The 15,545-nt window shown below is 70.6% G+C and carries 12 protein-coding genes and 1 pseudogene; 7 read left to right on the top strand and 6 right to left on the bottom strand.

Annotated features, from left to right (window positions below):
- Positions 1–134: 134 nt before the first annotated feature.
- The 4 genes from mdo (at position 135) to mftM (ending at position 5,244) form a co-directional block, all read left to right on the top strand.
- Positions 135–1,427, top strand: coding sequence for an NDMA-dependent methanol dehydrogenase (gene mdo / locus K7G59_RS19315; protein ID WP_225835877.1), 1,293 nt, complete (start codon positions 135–137; stop codon positions 1,425–1,427).
- A 76-nt stretch (positions 1,428–1,503) separates the two neighbouring features.
- Complete coding sequence (locus K7G59_RS19310) at positions 1,504–2,733, top strand: MoxR family ATPase (RefSeq protein WP_225835875.1); 1,230 nt, start codon at positions 1,504–1,506, stop codon at positions 2,731–2,733.
- 26 nt (positions 2,734–2,759) lie between these two features.
- Positions 2,760–4,283 carry a VWA domain-containing protein gene (locus K7G59_RS19305; RefSeq protein ID WP_225835873.1) on the top strand — a complete coding sequence of 508 codons (1,524 nt, stop codon included), beginning with the start codon at positions 2,760–2,762 and terminating at the stop codon, positions 4,281–4,283.
- Between the two features lie 34 nt (positions 4,284–4,317).
- On the top strand, positions 4,318–5,244 hold the full coding sequence (mftM, locus tag K7G59_RS19300) for a mycofactocin oligosaccharide methyltransferase MftM (protein WP_225835871.1): 927 nt from the start codon (positions 4,318–4,320) through the stop codon (positions 5,242–5,244).
- 16 nt (positions 5,245–5,260) lie between these two features.
- Here the strand turns inward: mftM and K7G59_RS19295 are convergent, their stop codons facing one another.
- From K7G59_RS19295 to K7G59_RS19285, 3 genes are read right to left on the bottom strand one after another with little or no spacing between them, the layout of a single operon-like run.
- Positions 5,261–5,926, bottom strand: a complete 666-nt coding sequence (locus K7G59_RS19295) for a response regulator transcription factor (RefSeq protein WP_225835869.1) — start codon at positions 5,924–5,926, stop codon at positions 5,261–5,263.
- On the bottom strand, positions 5,923–7,293 hold the full coding sequence (locus K7G59_RS19290; RefSeq protein ID WP_225835867.1) for a histidine kinase: 1,371 nt from the start codon (positions 7,291–7,293) through the stop codon (positions 5,923–5,925). Before K7G59_RS19290 ends, K7G59_RS19295 begins: the two co-directional genes overlap by 4 nt.
- Positions 7,294–7,303: 10 nt before the next feature.
- Positions 7,304–8,578: an iron-containing alcohol dehydrogenase gene (locus K7G59_RS19285; protein WP_225835865.1), complete on the bottom strand. Its 1,275-nt coding sequence runs from the start codon at positions 8,576–8,578 to the stop codon at positions 7,304–7,306.
- 224 nt (positions 8,579–8,802) lie between these two features.
- Here K7G59_RS19285 and K7G59_RS19280 point away from each other — a divergent pair, with 224 nt between their 5' ends.
- The 3 genes and pseudogenes from K7G59_RS19280 (at position 8,803) to K7G59_RS19270 (ending at position 12,088) form a co-directional block, all read left to right on the top strand.
- A complete protein-coding gene (locus K7G59_RS19280; protein ID WP_225835863.1) occupies positions 8,803–10,038 on the top strand; it encodes a helix-turn-helix domain-containing protein in 1,236 nt (411 codons plus the stop codon).
- A gap of 128 nt (positions 10,039–10,166) precedes the next feature.
- Complete coding sequence (gene adh, locus K7G59_RS19275; protein ID WP_225835860.1) at positions 10,167–11,684, top strand: aldehyde dehydrogenase; 1,518 nt, start codon at positions 10,167–10,169, stop codon at positions 11,682–11,684.
- Positions 11,684–12,088, top strand: a pseudogene (locus K7G59_RS19270) (DUF779 domain-containing protein). Before adh ends, K7G59_RS19270 begins: the two are co-directional and overlap by 1 nt.
- A gap of 299 nt (positions 12,089–12,387) precedes the next feature.
- On the opposite strand, the gene K7G59_RS19265 reads toward K7G59_RS19270, so the two are convergent.
- From K7G59_RS19265 to K7G59_RS19255, 3 genes are all read right to left on the bottom strand, one after another.
- Positions 12,388–13,089, bottom strand: coding sequence for a hypothetical protein (locus K7G59_RS19265; RefSeq protein ID WP_225835858.1), 702 nt, complete (start codon positions 13,087–13,089; stop codon positions 12,388–12,390).
- A 72-nt stretch (positions 13,090–13,161) separates the two neighbouring features.
- Positions 13,162–13,509 (bottom strand): DoxX family protein, encoded by a 348-nt coding sequence (locus K7G59_RS19260; RefSeq protein WP_225835856.1) that lies wholly within the window; start codon positions 13,507–13,509, stop codon positions 13,162–13,164.
- Positions 13,506–15,539 carry an acetoacetate--CoA ligase gene (locus K7G59_RS19255; RefSeq protein WP_225835854.1) on the bottom strand — a complete coding sequence of 678 codons (2,034 nt, stop codon included), beginning with the start codon at positions 15,537–15,539 and terminating at the stop codon, positions 13,506–13,508. The genes K7G59_RS19260 and K7G59_RS19255 overlap by 4 nt, the downstream gene beginning before the upstream one ends.
- Between the last annotated feature and the right edge of the window lie 6 nt (positions 15,540–15,545).

Raw genomic sequence — 15,545 nt, 5'->3', positions numbered from 1 at the left:
GAAGGTGAGTCACACCACGCACATCCGTGCTCCACCCGGACCATCCGTGCTCCACCACGGACCTCTGCGCCGCCGGCAACGGAGCAGTCGACGCAGTACGCGCGGCCCACCGCGCGGAGAGGACAGTCGCGATCATGCAGGTCGAAGAACTTCTCAAGCCGTTCCCGATCAAGGAGTTCCACCCCTTCCCGCGAGCGCTCATGGGCCCCGGCGCCCACGAGCTGATCGGCCCGGAGGCCAAGAAGCTGGGGTTCAGGCGGACACTCGTGATGACCACGGGGCTGCGCGGCAGCGACACCGTGCACAAGATCGTCGAGTCGATGAAGTACCACGGCCTGGAGGTCGTGGTGTACGACAAGGTCGAGTCGAACCCCAAGGACTACAACGTCATGGACGCCGTGGCGCTGTACCAGGAGAACAAGTGCGACTCGTTCGTGTCGATCGGCGGCGGCTCGTCGCACGACGCGTGCAAGGGCGCCCGCGTCTCCGTCGCCCACGACGGCCGCAACGTCAACGACTTCGAGGGCTTCAACAAGTCCGAGAACCCCAAGAACCCGCCGCACATCGCCGTCTCCACCACGGCCGGCACCGGTTCGGAGACGTCGTGGGCCTATGTCATCACCGACACGACCACGGACCCGGACAACCCCCACAAGTACGTCGCGTTCGACGACGCCTCGGTGGCCACCCTCGCCATCGACGACCCGACGCTGTACTACGACTGCCCGCTGGACTACACCGCGCAGTGCGGCTTCGACGTCCTCGCACACGCCTCCGAGCCGTACGTCTCGCGCCTGAACTTCCAGCCGTCGCTGGGCAACGCGCTGCACGCCATCCGGCTGACCGCCCGCCATCTGCGCCAGGCGGTGTGGAACGGCCAGGACCTGGCCGGGCGCGAGGGCATGATGTACGCGCAGTACATCGCGGCGCAGGCTTTCAACTCCGGCGGCCTGGGCATCATCCACTCCGTCTCACACGCCGTCAGCGCCTTCTACGACACGCACCACGGCCTCAACAACGCCATCGCGCTGCCCCGCGTCTGGGCGTTCAACATGCCCGCCCACTACGAGCGGTTCGCGGACATCGCCGAGGCGATGGGCGTGGACACCCATGGGATGACGAAGGTGAAGGCCGCCGAGGCCGCCCTCGCCGCCGGCATCCGGCTGCTGCGCGACGTCGGCATCCCCGAGAAGTTCACGGACGTCCAGCAGGACACCTACTCCAAGAACCGCCTCGGCCAGGGCCCGACGAAGTTCTACGAACAGGCGAAGGTGATCAAGGGCGACGCCGTCGACGTCGACCGGATCACGAACCACGTCCTCGGGGACGCCTGCACGCCGGGCAACGCCAAGGAGTGCACGTTCGACACCGTCCGGCCCGTCGTCGAGCACTGCATGACGGGCGACCTGGACGACCTGCTCGGCTGAGCACCCTGAGCCCGGGAGCGGGGGAAGGACCGGGACGCCGCCGCCCCCCGCTCCCGCCCCATCGGACGGAGGAACCGTGCCCGACACACCCGCAATCCCCGCGTTCGCCTCGGTCGAGGACGTCACCGAGCGGTTCGCCGCCCACGGCTACATCGCCGACCGGCGCCTCACCACGACGGTGTTCCTGCAGACCAGGCTCGACAAGCCGCTGCTCCTGGAGGGCCCCGCCGGCGTCGGCAAGACCGAGCTGGCCAAGACGCTCGCCGCGGCCACCGGGCGCCGACTGCTGCGCCTGCAGTGCTACGAGGGCCAGGACGAGAGCCGCGCCCTGTACGAGTGGGACTACGGCAAGCAGCTGTTGTACACCCAGATGCTCCGGGACAAGATCGGCGACCTCACGGCCGACGCCCCCGACCTTGCCTCCGCCGTGCTCCGGATCGAGGAGCAGGACAGTGTCTTCTTCTCCGACCGCTTCCTCGCGCCCCGCCCGCTGCTGGACGCCGTGCGCGGCGAGCAGCCGGCGGTCCTGCTGATCGACGAGGTCGACCGGGCGGACGAGGCGCTGGAGGCGGTGCTCCTCGAATGCCTGGCCGAGTACCAGGTCTCGGTGCCGGAGATCGGCACCTACACCGCGAAGGTCCCCCCGTACGTCGTGCTGACCTCCAACAACACCCGTGACCTGTCGTCGGCGCTGAAGCGCCGCTGCCTGCATCTCTTCCTCGACTACCCCGACGCCGAACGTGAGCTGGAGATCGTCCGGGCCAAGGACACCGGACTGCCCGAGGCGACCGCCCGGCACCTGGTGGACGTGGTGCGGGGCCTGCGTGAGCTGCCGCTGCGCAAGAGCCCCAGCATCTCCGAGACCGTCGACTGGGCCCGCACCCTCGCCGTACTGGGGGTCGACGAACTCGACCCCGCGGTTCTCGCCGACACCGCCAATGTGGTCCTCAAGTACGAGCGGGACCTGAACCGCGCCCTGGACGTGCTACCGCGCCTGGTCGACCCCAACCGCACGCTGCCCGAGCCCCACCACCACCGGCACCACCACGACGGCCACTCTCCCCACGACGGCCACTCTCCCCACGACGACCACCGTCACGGGCACCACCACAGTGCCGGACATGGACAGCCGGACGAGGTGGACGAGCCCGACGGACGCGCGCTACGGGCCGCCATGGACCGGCAGGGCCGGCACGACGAGGGCTACTACGGCGCTCCCGGCGCCGGTCCGACGCACCGCACCACCCCCGGCGCCGGCCAGGGCGCCCGCTCCTTCGCCGCCGTCGCGCGGCGCCGAACCGACTGACACGGGAGGCGTGCATGGAAGCCGGCGTGCACCGATTCGTCCGCGTACTGCGCCTGTTCGGGTTGCGGGTCTCCGTGTCGGAGGCCATGGACGCCATGACCGCGGCGGCGCAGCCCGGCGTGGTCGGCCGCCGGGAGACGCTGCGCGAGGCCCTGCGCATGACGCTGGTGAAGGACCGGCGCGACCACGCGCTGTTCGACGAGTTGTTCACCGCGTTCTTCTCACTGTGCCCGGTGGACGGCGGCACGGGCGGCCACGGCCACGGTCACGCGCACGACGACCTGACCGACACGGGCGAACTGGAGTCGTACACCGTCTCCGACGAGCCCTCCGAGACCCCCCGGCAGGGGCACAGCCACGGCAAACCGTCCGACATCCGCGACTTCTTCGACCAGCAGGACCTGGCCCAGCAGTACAACCTGCACCAGGAGGCCAATAAGATCGACCTGGCCTCGATGACGGACGAGATCGTCCTCTCCAGGGACGGCGCGGCCGGTGCGGGTGCCGACAGCCCGTCTGTTCAACTGGAGACCGAGCGGCTGCACGGTGCCGGCATCCCCGGCCGGCTCGCGCCGGCGTCCGGGCAGCCCCTCGACACGGCCCTGACCGTCGCCGGGCAGGACCCCCTCCCCGGCCGGCCCGCAGACGCGGACGACGACCGCGACGATCCGGAACTCGGCCGGCTGCAAAAACAGCTGGCGGGCCTCATCGACAACCTGCCCGAACTGCTGAAGCAGCATCTGGAGCGGCTGGCCGAACTGCGGTCGGTGGCGGTCGAGTCCGCCCGGATCGCCGAACGCGCCCGCCTGGAGGCCGTCGACGAGGACGAACGCGGCCAACTGGAGGAGGCTCTGCGCCGGGTGGGCCGCTGCGTGCAGGGAGCCCTGACCAGCCGAAAGCGCGCGACGCCCGCCGGACGCGTGCACCCGGGCCGCACCATGCGCCGCAACATGCGCTACGACGGCGTACCGTTCCGGCCGGTCACGGTCACCCGCGCCGAGGACCGGCCGCGCCTGGTGATCCTCGCGGACGTCTCGCTGTCGGTACGGGCCACGGCACGTTTCACCCTCCACCTGGCGCACGGCCTGCAGTCCCTGTTCGGCCAGGTCCGCAGTTACGCCTTCGTCGACGAACCGACCGAGATCACCGAGCTGTTCGCGGAACACCCGCTGGAGCGGGCGCTGGGGCTGGTGTTCGACGGGCTGCCGGCCGGCGGTCTGCTGGACGTGGACGCGACCTCCGACTACGGCCGGACCTTCGAGACGCTGCTGACCGAGCACACCCAGGCGCTGGGCCGCCGCACCACACTCCTGGTGCTGGGCGACGGCCGCGGCAACGGCAACCCCCCGCGGACCGAGGCGTTCGCGGAGATCACCCGCCGGATGCGCCAGACGATCTGGCTGACCCCCGAGCCGCGCTACTCCTGGGGCCTCGGCGCCTGTGACCTGCCCCGCTACGCCGAGTACTGCGACCGCGTGCAGGTGGTCGCCGACCTCGCCGGGCTGGAGCGCACCGCCCTGCGCATGGCGGCGGAGGCGACCGGCCGGTGAACACCGCCGCACATTGTCAGGGGGAGTTGTCGTCGTGAGTGTCCCGAGTCTCCGCGTCACCGTCGCGGCGCGCCGTATCGATCCGCTGGCTCCGAGCCCGCCGGGCGTGTACGCCGATCACCTGGTCCGGGTGGTGCGCGCGAGCCCGTGCGGCGACGGCGGGCCACCCCCGCCGGTCGTCCGCACCGAGCACTTCACCCTGCGCCGCCGAGGCCGCCGGGTCGAGCTGAGCCACTCGCTGCGCCCCGAGCAACTGGACAACGACCTGGCCGGGCTGCTGGCGGAGGAGCTGTTCGCTCCCGGCTGGCTGTGCGGCAGTGATGTCTTCGAACGTGTCTTCACGGGGGTGGTGCGCTCTTGTGTGGACGAGCCGCTGCCCGCCTGGACCACGTTCTACGGCAACACGCTGGCACGTATCCGGGAGTCCTGGCAGGCCCCGGAACCGGCCGACCACTCGTCCATCGCCGGCTTCGCCCCCGTGTACCACCACGCCCTTGATCTGGTCACCACGGGCACGGTACTGGACCTGGGCTCCTGCTTCGGCTTCCTGCCCCTGCTGTTCGCCGAGGAAGCGGGGTACACGGTGATCGCCTCGGATCTCGCGGGGGGCACCATGCGGCTGCTGGGCGCTGTGGCCCGCATGCGCAGTCTGCGGCTGGACACGCTGGTCTGCGACGCCGCACGGGTGCCGCTGCCAGACCGCTCGGTGGACACCGTCACGGTCATCCACGTGCTGGAGCACCTGGACCCCGGGCACGGCGAGGCCGTCGTACGGGAGGCGCTGCGGCTGGCCCGGAAACGGGTCGTGGTGGCGGTGCCGTACGAGGACGAGCCGACCGCCGCGTACGGACACGTGCGGTGCTACGACGAGGAGCAGCTCGCCGAACTGGGCCGCCGTGCCGGCCACCGGTTCTCCGTCGGTTCCCATCACGGCGGCTGGCTGGTCATCGACCCCGGCTGACCACGGACACGGGGTGTCAGATCACGCCCATCTTGCTCGCCTCGTACACGACTTCCGCGCGGCTGCCCGCGTCCGTCTTGCGCATGATGTTGCGGACGTGGAACTTCACCGTCGTCTCCGAGATGTACAGCTCGGTCCCGATGTCTCGGTTGCTCAGCCCCCGGGCGAGCAGCTTCAGTACGCTCAGCTCGCGTTCGGTGAAGCGGGGCTGCTCGGGCTGCACGCGCATGGCACGGACCATCGCCGCGGCGGCGTGCGAGTCGAAGGCGCTGCCGTTGCGGGCCACGGCACGGATGGTGCGCAGCAGTTCGGTGGTGTCGACGTCCTTGACGACATAGCCGCGGGCGCCGTGCTGAATCGCCTCCACGACCAGGGAGTCGTCGAGGAAGGTCGTGAGGACCAGTACCGCGAGTTCCGGATGCCGTTCGGTCAGCCGGGCGCACAGGTCCAGTCCCTCGGTGTCGGCCCCGGTGGACAGCTTGAGGTCCAGCAGCACGATGGACGGGTTCGTCCGTTCGACGACGGCGGCCGCCTCGGCGACCGTACTCGCCTCTCCGACCACCTCGAGGTCGTTCTCCCGCTCCAGGATGGAGCGCAGCCCGTGACGGACGATCGCGTGGTCGTCCACCAGGACGATCCGCTGGGCGACCGCAGGGGCCACCGTCTGCTGTTCAGTCGTCATCGGCTCTCTCCTGGGTGTTCCGGCAGCGGCAGTGGGATGTCGACCCGCAGCAGGACGCCTCCCATGCCCGAGCGGCGGATGGACAGCTTGCCGCCCAGTTCTTCCGTCCTGGCGACCATGTTGGCCAGCCCACGGTGACGCCCCGACAGATCGGTGGCACGGGAGATCCGCAGGGCGCGGCGCAGTTGGGCCGGATCTCCGCCGCCGTCGTCCGACACGGTCAGCACGACGGAGTCGGGCCGGTACCGCAGCCGTACCAGCGCACGGCCGGCCCGGCCGTGTGTGGCGGAGTTGAAGAGGGCCTCGCCGGTCAGCCGGAGGAGCGACTGCTCGGCCCCGCCCGGAAGCGGCAGCGGACTGCCGTCCACGCGCACCCGAACGTCGAGGTCCGTGGTCAGATGCACCGTGGACAGCCGTTGGAGCATCACGGGGAGCGGACCCGCGGGCTCCTGCGAGGTGCGGTGCAGCGCGTAGATGGCGGCGCGCAGGCGTTCCACCGCCTGCCGGTTGAGGTCCTTGGCCCCGGCCAGCCGCTCGGCGATCTCCTTGGGCCGGCCGCCGAGCGCCTCCAGTTCCGCCCGGCACACCTCGACGGTCATGCCCGCGCTGAGCACGTACTGCGTGACACTGTCGTGCAGTTCTCGTGCGATGCGGCGCCGCTCGTCGTCCAGGGCCTGCCGTTGCAGCGCCTCGAGCAGCCGAGCCTGCGTCTCGGCCAGCTCGGCGTTGCGTGCCGCCAGGTCACGGGCCTGACGCTCGGCCGCCTCGGACAGCTCCTCCGTGCGCCCGCGCAGGGTGGCGGCCGCATGGAAGAGGTACGTGTTGTGCACGGCGACGGCGGCCTGGTTGGCCAGGACCCTGAGGATCGCCAGGTCGGTGTCCGCCACCTCGACGCCGACGCCGGGCTGCGCCGCGATCCCGCCGACCGGTTCGCCGTCCAAGGTCATCGGCGCCCGCACCCACCCCGGTCCGCCGTCCGGCGCTCCGGCCTCCCACGGCCGGGTGCGCAGCACGTGCAGATGTTCACGCACCTCTGCGGGCACGCGGGTCTCGTCGTCGATCAGTACGTCGTCGGCGTACAGCAGGAAGCGCGGCCGGGCGGCGCGCAGGGCACCGTCCGCCACCGCCAGCAGCAGCCAGCGCGCCTGCAGGTGCTCGGCCGCGGCCCGTACAACCGCCTCGACCAGGGCACGTGGCCCCTCCGCCGTCCGCACCAAGGCCCGGGAGATGCCGTCGAGCGCCTCCACGGTGCGCTCCAGCCGCTCGGTGGAGCGCACGTATGCCGGGTAGTAGGAGCGCTTGCCCGACCGCAGGCCCGTGAGCACCCCCAAATCGGCGGCGCGCGGAGGCCGTTCAGGGAAGCTCACCGGTATCGCCTCACAATGCCTCGCGGAACAGCGCCTCGACGTCCCGCACGTCGACGTCCCTGGGGTTGGTGGCCATGCAGGCGTCCTTCAGCGTGCTGCGGGCCATCCCGGGGACGTCCGACTCCGCGACACCGAGGCCGGCCAGGCCCTTGGGGACGCCGACGTCGTCCGCGAGCGCGCGCACCCGGTCGGCGAGCTGCGCGGCGACCTCGCGGGGCGGCACCCCCTCGGTCGGGATGCCCGCCGCCGCGCCGAGCGCGACGAACCGCTGCGGCCACGCCTCGGCGTTGAACCGGATGACGTGCGGCAGCAGCACGCCGTTGACCACGCCGTGCGGGGCGTCCAGCAGGCCGCCGACCTGGTGGCTCATCGCGTGCGTCGCCCCGAGGATCGCGTTCGTGAAGGCCATCCCCGCTTCCAGCGCGGCCTGCGCCATGGCCAGCCGGGCGGCGAAGTCCTTCGGCCGCACCTGCGTGCGTACCAGGTTCCGGGTGATCAGTTCTACCGCGTGGAGTGCGTGGATGTCCGTCAGCGGGTTGTGCGCCCGGGACACGAATGCCTCGATGGCGTGGGTCAGGGCGTCCAGGCCGGTCGCCGCGTTGAGCCAGTCGGGCATGGTGGTCAGCAGGCGCGGGTCGATCACCGAGATCTCCGGCACCAGGGTGCGGCTCACGATGGTGATCTTGGTGTGTTCGGTGGTGTCGGTGATGACGGCGAACTGTGACACGTCCGCCCCGGTACCCGACGTGGAGGGCACCATCACGGTGGGCGGGATCGGCCGGCCGACCCGGTCCACGCCCTCGTAGTCGAGGATGCGCCCGCCGTTGCTCGACAGGATTGCCACGCCCTTGGCCGCGTCGATGACGGAGCCGCCGCCCACCCCCACGATCACGTCGCAGCCGCTGGCCGCGTACCGCTGGAAGCCGGCGTCGACCTCATGGTCCTTGGGATTGGGCGTCACGTCATGCCACACCACGGGCCGCAGGCCGACCCTGCGCAGATGGCCCACCGCCTCGTCCACCCAGCCCGCCTCGATCAGCCCCGGGTCGGTGACGAGGAACGGCCGACGGCCGCCGAGCCTCAGCGCGCAGTGTCCGAGCTCGGTCAGCGAGCCGGGCCCGAAGACGACCTCGGGCACATGGAACTTGGCCATCCTGGCGGACTGCCGGACAGCCTCCGTGCTCGTCTCCTGCGGCCCCAGGAGCTCGCAGTGGTACTCGTCACGGCTCCAGTCGGCACTTGGATCATCGCTGCTGGTCACCATGGCGCTGGACGTGAGCGACATGTGACCTCCCGGAGGGCGTGAAGTCCGCAACCTGTGCGAAACCTTGATTTCACTGCTTCATTCGCCGATAACACTGTCGTCAAACCGCAGACCAAGCTAGGGGCGCGTAGGCGGAGGCGGCACCTGCCCGTTCGGGTAGGGAAGCCTGCCTGACCGGGCAGGGTATGTCCTGCACGTCAAGGCGGGATAGTAGTTGTTGGCCCCCTTTCACGACAGGGAAGCGTATGTCACAGCGCAGTGACCTTCGGCGGCGCAGGGCCGCGCTGGAAGGCGAGTGGTCTCGTGCGGTGTCGCTGGTGAAATCCACGGGCTCGGCGCCGGGCGGCCGGGACGCCCTGCGCGACGAGGTGGCCGAGTCCTGGGCACGCTCCCTGGTCAGCGTGGACCCGGACCGGGACAGCGCCCCGGTCACCGACGGCGGCGCGGTCCAGCACCGCTGGTCCGACTCGCTGCTGCGCCGACCGGTCGACTCCCTCTCCGACGAACTGCGCAGCGTCGCCCACGACGCCGGCTTCGTGGCCGCGGTCACCGACGAGTCCGGAACGATCATGTGGACGTGCGCCGGACAGGACATGCGCCGGCGGGCCGAGCGCGTCAACTTCGCCCCCGGCGGTCACTGGAACGAGCAGGCCATGGGCACCAACGCCCTGTCCCTGGCGTTGCGCACCGACCGCCCCAGCACCGTCTTCTCGGCCGAACACCTGGTGGCGGCGCTGCACGGCTGGGTCTGTTACTGCGCGCCGATCCACGGACCCGACGGGAGCGTCCTCGGCGTCCTGGACCTGTCCACCACCTGGGACCGTTCGCACCCGCTGGCCATGTCCACGGTGCGCGGCCTGGCGTCCGCCATCGAGGCCCGGCTCCGTGCCGACCTGCCCCCTCCGCCCCGGGAGGACGCACCCCAGGTGCGGCTGAGCTGCATGGGCGAGCAGAAGGCCGAACGCGAGGGCGTGCTCCTCGCCCTGCGCCCCCGGCAGCTGGAGATCCTGACCCTCCTCGCGCTGGAACCGGACGGCTTCACCTCGGAGCGGCTGCGCGACGCCCTGTACGGTGACCGGCCCGTGACGGCCTCCACGTTCAAGGCGGAGATCTCGCACCTGCGCCGGGCCCTCGGCGGCGGCATCGCCGCCCGCCGCTACGCACTCACCGCACCCGTCTCCTGCGACGCCGTCGACGTGCTGCGCGCGCTGGAGCGCGGTGACACGGACACGGCCCTGCGCCTCTACCGGGGCCCGTTGCTCCCCCGCTCCGGGGCCCCTGGCATCGAGGAGTGGCGCACGCATCTGGAGGTGGCCGTACGGGAGGCGGTCCTGGCGAGCGCCCGCCCGGAGCACGCCCTGCGCTACGGCGAACGGGCACCGTACGACGCGGAGGTGCACGAGCACGCACTGCGCCTGATCGGTCCCGGTGACGCCCGCCGGGCGATCGCGGCCGGCCGGTTGACCACGGCCCTGCGCTGACCTGACCGACCGCTCCCGGGCACAGGCACCGCCAACCTTGCGCCAACCTCGCGGGCCCACAGTGATGCGCACCACGACGGCGAGGGCCGTCGTAGCACCCTCACCATCGCCCACTGAGGAGAGCCGCCATGGTGTACGCGCAGCCGGGAACGGACGGCAGCATCGTCAACTTCGCACCGCGATACGACAACTTCATCGGCGGGCAGTGGGTCGCTCCCGTCGAGGGGCAGTACTTCGAGGACGTCTCGCCGGTGACCGGCAAGGTCTTCTGCGAGGTGGCCCGCTCCTCCGCGGCCGACATCGAGCTCGCCCTGGACGCCGCGCACGCCGCGGCCGATGGGTGGGGCCGCACCTCGCCCACGGACCGTGCCAACATCCTGCTCAAGATCGCGGACCGGATCGAGGAGAACCTCGAGAAGATCGCCGTGGCCGAGACCTGGGACAACGGCAAGCCGGTCCGTGAGACCCTGAACGCGGACATCCCGCTGGCCGTGGACCACTTCCGTTACTTCGCCGGGGTGCTGCGCTCCCAGGAGGGCAGCATCGCCGAGATCGACGAGGACACCGTCGCATACCACTTCCACGAGCCGCTCGGTGTGGTCGGCCAGATCATCCCCTGGAACTTCCCCATCCTGATGGCCGCCTGGAAGCTCGCGCCGGCGCTGGCCGCCGGCAACTGCGTGGTGCTCAAGCCGGCCGAGCAGACGCCCGTCAGCATCCTGGTCGTGGTGGAGCTGATCGCGGACCTGCTGCCGCCGGGTGTGCTGAACGTCGTCAACGGGTTCGGTGTGGAGGCGGGCAAGCCGCTCGCGACCAGCCCGCGCATCGCGAAGATCGCGTTCACCGGTGAGACCACCACCGGCCGCCTGATCATGCAGTACGCCAGCGAGAACATCATCCCGGTCACGCTGGAGCTCGGCGGCAAGAGCCCCAACATCTTCCTGCCCGACGTGATGGCAGCCGACGACGACTTCCTGGACAAGGCCGTCGAGGGACTGGTGCTCTTCGCTCTCAACCAGGGCGAGGTGTGCACCTGCCCGTCGCGTGCGCTGATCCACTCCTCGATCTACGACGAGTTCATGGCCCGCTGCATCGAGCGCACCAAGGCCATCGTCAGCGGCGACCCGCTGGACCCGGCGACCATGATCGGCGCCCAGGCCAGCAACGACCAGTTCGAGAAGATTCTCTCCTACATCGACATCGGCAAGAAGGAGGGTGCCGAGCTGCTCACCGGCGGCGGCTCGCGCGCGGTGGCCGGTCTGGAGGGCGGCTACTACATCGAGCCGACGATCTTCCGCGGCACCAACGACATGCGGATCTTCCAGGAGGAGATCTTCGGTCCGGTCCTGTCGGTCACCACGTACGACTCGGTCGACGAGGCCCTGAAGATCGCCAACGACACGATGTTCGGCCTCGGCGCCGGTGTGTGGACCCGCGACATGCACAACGCCTACCGGCTGGGCCGGGAGATCAAGGCCGGTCGTGTCTGGACCAACTGCTACCACGCCTACCCGGCACACGCGGCCTTCGGCGGCTACAAGAAGTCGGGCATCGGCCGCGAGACCCACAAGATGATGCTCGACCACTACCAGCAGACCAAGAACCTCCTGGTCAGCTACTCGCAGAAGAAGCTCGGATTCTTCTGATGGGAACGCGGGTGCCACGAGTCGGACTGAGCGACGCCGCCGAGGAGCTGGTTCGGCAGCTGACGGCCCGGCACGGGCCGCTGATGTTCCACCAGTCCGGCGGCTGCTGCGACGGCAGCGCTCCGATGTGCTACCCGCGCGGCGAATTCCGCGTCGGCGCCGCGGACGTCCTGCTCGGCCGTGTCGCCGAGGACACGCCCTTCTGGATGAGCGCCGACCAGTACGCGTACTGGCGGCACACCCACCTCACCGTCGACGTGGTCCCGGGGCGGGGCAGCGGCTTCTCCCTGTAGGCCCCGGAGGGCGTGCGGTTCCTGCTCCGTTCCCGGCTGCTCACCGACGACGAGTGGGAGCGTGTGGAGGCCGAACCGCCCCTGCCGACCGGGGCCGAGGTGACGGGATGACCTGACGTGCCGACGCGCCAGGCCATCCGGCAGCCACCGCGACGGCGCAGGCGGTGGTGACGGCGGGGCCGGACATCAGGGCGTCCGGTCCCGCCCCCTTTCCGTCACGGAGCGCCATGGCACCCCGTGGCGTCACGGCACACGGGAGGGCCGCCGAGCACCGCGTTCCTCCTCAAGTCCAGCTGCTGGGAACGACGAAGGCACCCGTCACTTCACGCTACGCCCAGCATCGGGAAGGTTCTCGGCGGTGCACCATGACCAGGGAGAGAATGCCCGCTGCGCCGATTCGGGACTCGGCGTCAGCCGCTTGTGCCGGCGTCGCCGTCATCAGGCGGATCCCCCTGTCTCCTGCCGCCCGGAGGGGAGCCGTCCCTGTGCTCTTCCAGCAGCTCAAGGAGCGCGGCATCCGCTCTTTTCTGGTCTTCCTTCGTCAGCTCGAGCGGTGCGTTGTCGTAAACGGTGTAGCGATCTGGGTCGATGATGTTGGCGGCCCTCAAGCTGAACGTCAGCAGGGGCCGCCACCCCTTGCGGTGGCCGACCCGCACCTGTATCTGGGCCTTGTAGTCACGGGCCTCCGGGAGGAATCCGGAAAACGGTGCCTCGAACTCGAGGAAGAGCTGTTGCGCTTCTCTGCCGGGCACGACGAATCCGGCCGGCAGCTTCGCCTCCTCGTCCGGCCCCGGTTGGAGCCGGGACGGCGAGGACACCCACAGGAGTGGCAGATGAGAGGCGGGCTCATCGGGGAAAGTCAGGATGAGGTCCTGCACGACGATCGGTTTGGGACCGGTGTTGTGCAGGACGAGCGGCAGTCGCAGGCGTGCCGTGGAACCGTGGACGATCGCCGCGAAGGAATGAGGTTCCCACGCCTGCAGGCGTCCCTGTCGGGCGTTGAGCCACCAGAACGACGCGACGGTGAAGAGCAGTGCGCAGACTGATACCACACTGGCGCCGGTAAGCGATGAGGACGCGATCTGATCCGCCGCGACCATCAGCGGAACCACAGAGTCAGTCTGCCAGCCCCGCCGTGGGCTCGCTGACAGGACGAGTGGCCGCCGACAGTCTCCCGGAACGGCTCAGAGGCCGGCGAGGAGTACGAGATACCAGGCGACCAGGGCCGCGCATGTCACCGCGGGGAGGAGTTCGGTCAGCCCGTCGCCCTTGCGTACGTGCATGGTCACGGCACCGGCGAGCAGCATCAGCAGCCCGATACCGGCCAGACCGCCGCACAGCGGTACGACCGGGCCGAGGGCCACGCCGAGGGCGCCCGCCAGCTCCAGGGTGCCGATGACCCGGTAGGCAGCGGTGGTGAAGCCGGCGTGGGCGGCCAGCTCGGGCATCGGACCGAGGGCCAGAATCTTGGCCGCGCCCAGCAGGGCGAAGATCAACGCGATGAGACAGGTCAGTGAGGCGGAGAGGATCACGAGACGCCCTCAGGGGTGTGCGGGCGGCGGGCCTGGCGGCGTTCGGCTCCCAGGCCGGCGAAGTAGGCGACAAGATCCGGGTTGTCGACCGCGGAAGGGTTGAGGACCTGCTCGGCGGGGGCGCCCTGGAGGAGGCGCTTGACCGGGACTTCGAGCTTCTTGCCGGTCTTCGTGTGCGGGATGGCCGGTACGGCGAGGATCTCGTCGGGGACGTGGCGGGGTGAGGCGCCGGTGCGGATTGCGTCGTGGATCTTCTCGCGCAGGGACTCGTCCAGACCGACTCCGTCGGCGAGGACCACGAAGAGTGGCATCCAGTAGCCGCCGTCGGGTTCCTCCGCACCGATGACGAGGGCCTCGGTGATCTCGGGGAGACGTTCGACGATGTCGTGGATGTCGGCGCTGCCCAGGCGTACGCCGTTGCGGTTGAGCGTGGCGTCGGAGCGGCCATGCACGATCACCGAGCCGTGGGAGGTGAGGGTGATCCAGTCACCGTGCCGCCACACGCCCGGATAGGCGGTGAAGTAGGCGTCGCGGTAGCGGCTGCCGTCAGGGTCGTTCCAGAAGTACAACGGCATCGACGGCATGGGCCGGGTGACGACCAGCTCGCCGACCTGGTCGACGACCGGCCGTCCCGCGCCGTCGTACGCCGTGAGCGCCACGCCGAGGTTGGGGGCCGACAGTTCACCCGCCCACACCGGGGTCGTGGGGGCGCTGCCGGCGAAGCCGGAGACGACGTCCGTGCCGCCGCTGGTGGAGGCCAGACGGACGCCTGCGCCGACGTGGTCGCGGACCCAGGGGTATGCGGAGGCCGGCAGGGCTGAGCCGGTGCAGCCGATGACGCGGATCGCCGAAAGGTCGTGCACGGCGGGGTCGACGCCGAGCTTGGCCATGGCCAGCAGGTACTGGGGACTGGTGCCGAAGACAGTGACCTTGCGGCGGGCCGCCAGCTCCCACAGGACGTCCGGGCGCGCCACCGGCGCGGGGCTGCCGTCGTAGGTGCAGGTGGTGGCGCCGGTCAGCAGGGTGGAGACGACGAGGTTCCACATCATCCAGTGGGTGGTGGTGTACCACAGCAGGCGGTCGCCGACGCCCAGGTCGCTGTGCAGGCCGAGGATCTTGAGGTGTTCGAGCAGGACGCCTCCGTGGCCGTGGACGATGCCTTTGGGCAGGCCGGTGGTGCCGGAGGAGAAGACGATCCACAGCGGGTGGTCGACGGGCACCGGGGTGGTGGTGAGGTACTCAGTGCGGCCGGCCGCGTCCTCCCAGGGAACCGTCAGGCCCGCGGCCCGGGTCTCGGACCACGCAAGGCCCAGGTGATCCACGACGATCGTGGCCTTGAGCGTGGGAAGGGCGTCGGCCAGTTCGAGGGAAGCGGTGCGGCGGTCGTGGCGGGTGCCGTTGAACAGGTAGCCGTCCGCCGTGATGAGCGCCGTGGGTTCGAGCTGGGCGAAGCGGTCGGCGGCGGCCCCCGGCGCGTAGTCCTGGCCACACACCGACCACACCGCGCCCAGGCTGGCCGCGGCGAGGAAGGCGATGACGGCGTGGGGCGTGTTGGGCAGGTAGCCGACCACTCTGTCGCCGGGTCCGACGCCCAGGTCGCGCAGGGTGGCGGCGACGGAGGCGACCTGGGCGCGGAGCTGCCGGCCCGTGATCTCGTAGGCGGCTCCGGTCTCGTCCAGTGCGGTGATCGCGGGTGCGTCCGGGTGCAGGTTGCGCAGTGCGTGGTGGGCGTAGTTGAGGGTGGCGCCGGGGAACCAGCGGGCGCCGGGCATGGTCTCCTCGGCCAGCACCCGCTCGTACGGTGTGGTCGCCTCGATGTCGAAGTACTCCCACACCGCCGCCCAGAACGCCTCCAGGTCGGTGACGGACCAGTGGTGCAGGGCCTGGTAGTCGGTGGGGTCATGGATGCTGTCGGCGCCCTGGTGCCGGGCGGCCCAGCGGGCGAAGTCCGCGATGCGGCTGCCGGCGGCCGCATGGGGGTCGGGCGGAAGGAAGGGCTCCGGACAAGGCGTGGAGTGCTGGGTGGTCATGGTGTG

This window comes from Streptomyces sp. NK08204, from assembly GCF_020400585.1.
GTDB lineage: Bacteria > Actinomycetota > Actinomycetes > Streptomycetales > Streptomycetaceae > Streptomyces.
This window is presented reverse-complemented; position numbering and strand designations above follow the sequence as displayed.

What these genes read in the sequence shown, in the direction of transcription:
- mdo (WP_225835877.1), top strand. Translation starts at nt 135, where the DNA reads ATGCAGGTCGAAGAACTTCTCAAGCCGTTCCCGATCAAGGAGTTCCAC.
- K7G59_RS19295 (WP_225835869.1), bottom strand. Translation starts at nt 5,926, where the DNA reads ATGACGACTGAACAGCAGACGGTGGCCCCTGCGGTCGCCCAGCGGATC.
- K7G59_RS19285 (WP_225835865.1), bottom strand. Translation starts at nt 8,578, where the DNA reads ATGTCGCTCACGTCCAGCGCCATGGTGACCAGCAGCGATGATCCAAGT.
- K7G59_RS19280 (WP_225835863.1), top strand. Translation starts at nt 8,803, where the DNA reads ATGTCACAGCGCAGTGACCTTCGGCGGCGCAGGGCCGCGCTGGAAGGC.
- adh (WP_225835860.1), top strand. Translation starts at nt 10,167, where the DNA reads ATGGTGTACGCGCAGCCGGGAACGGACGGCAGCATCGTCAACTTCGCA.
- K7G59_RS19255 (WP_225835854.1), bottom strand. Translation starts at nt 15,539, where the DNA reads ATGACCACCCAGCACTCCACGCCTTGTCCGGAGCCCTTCCTTCCGCCC.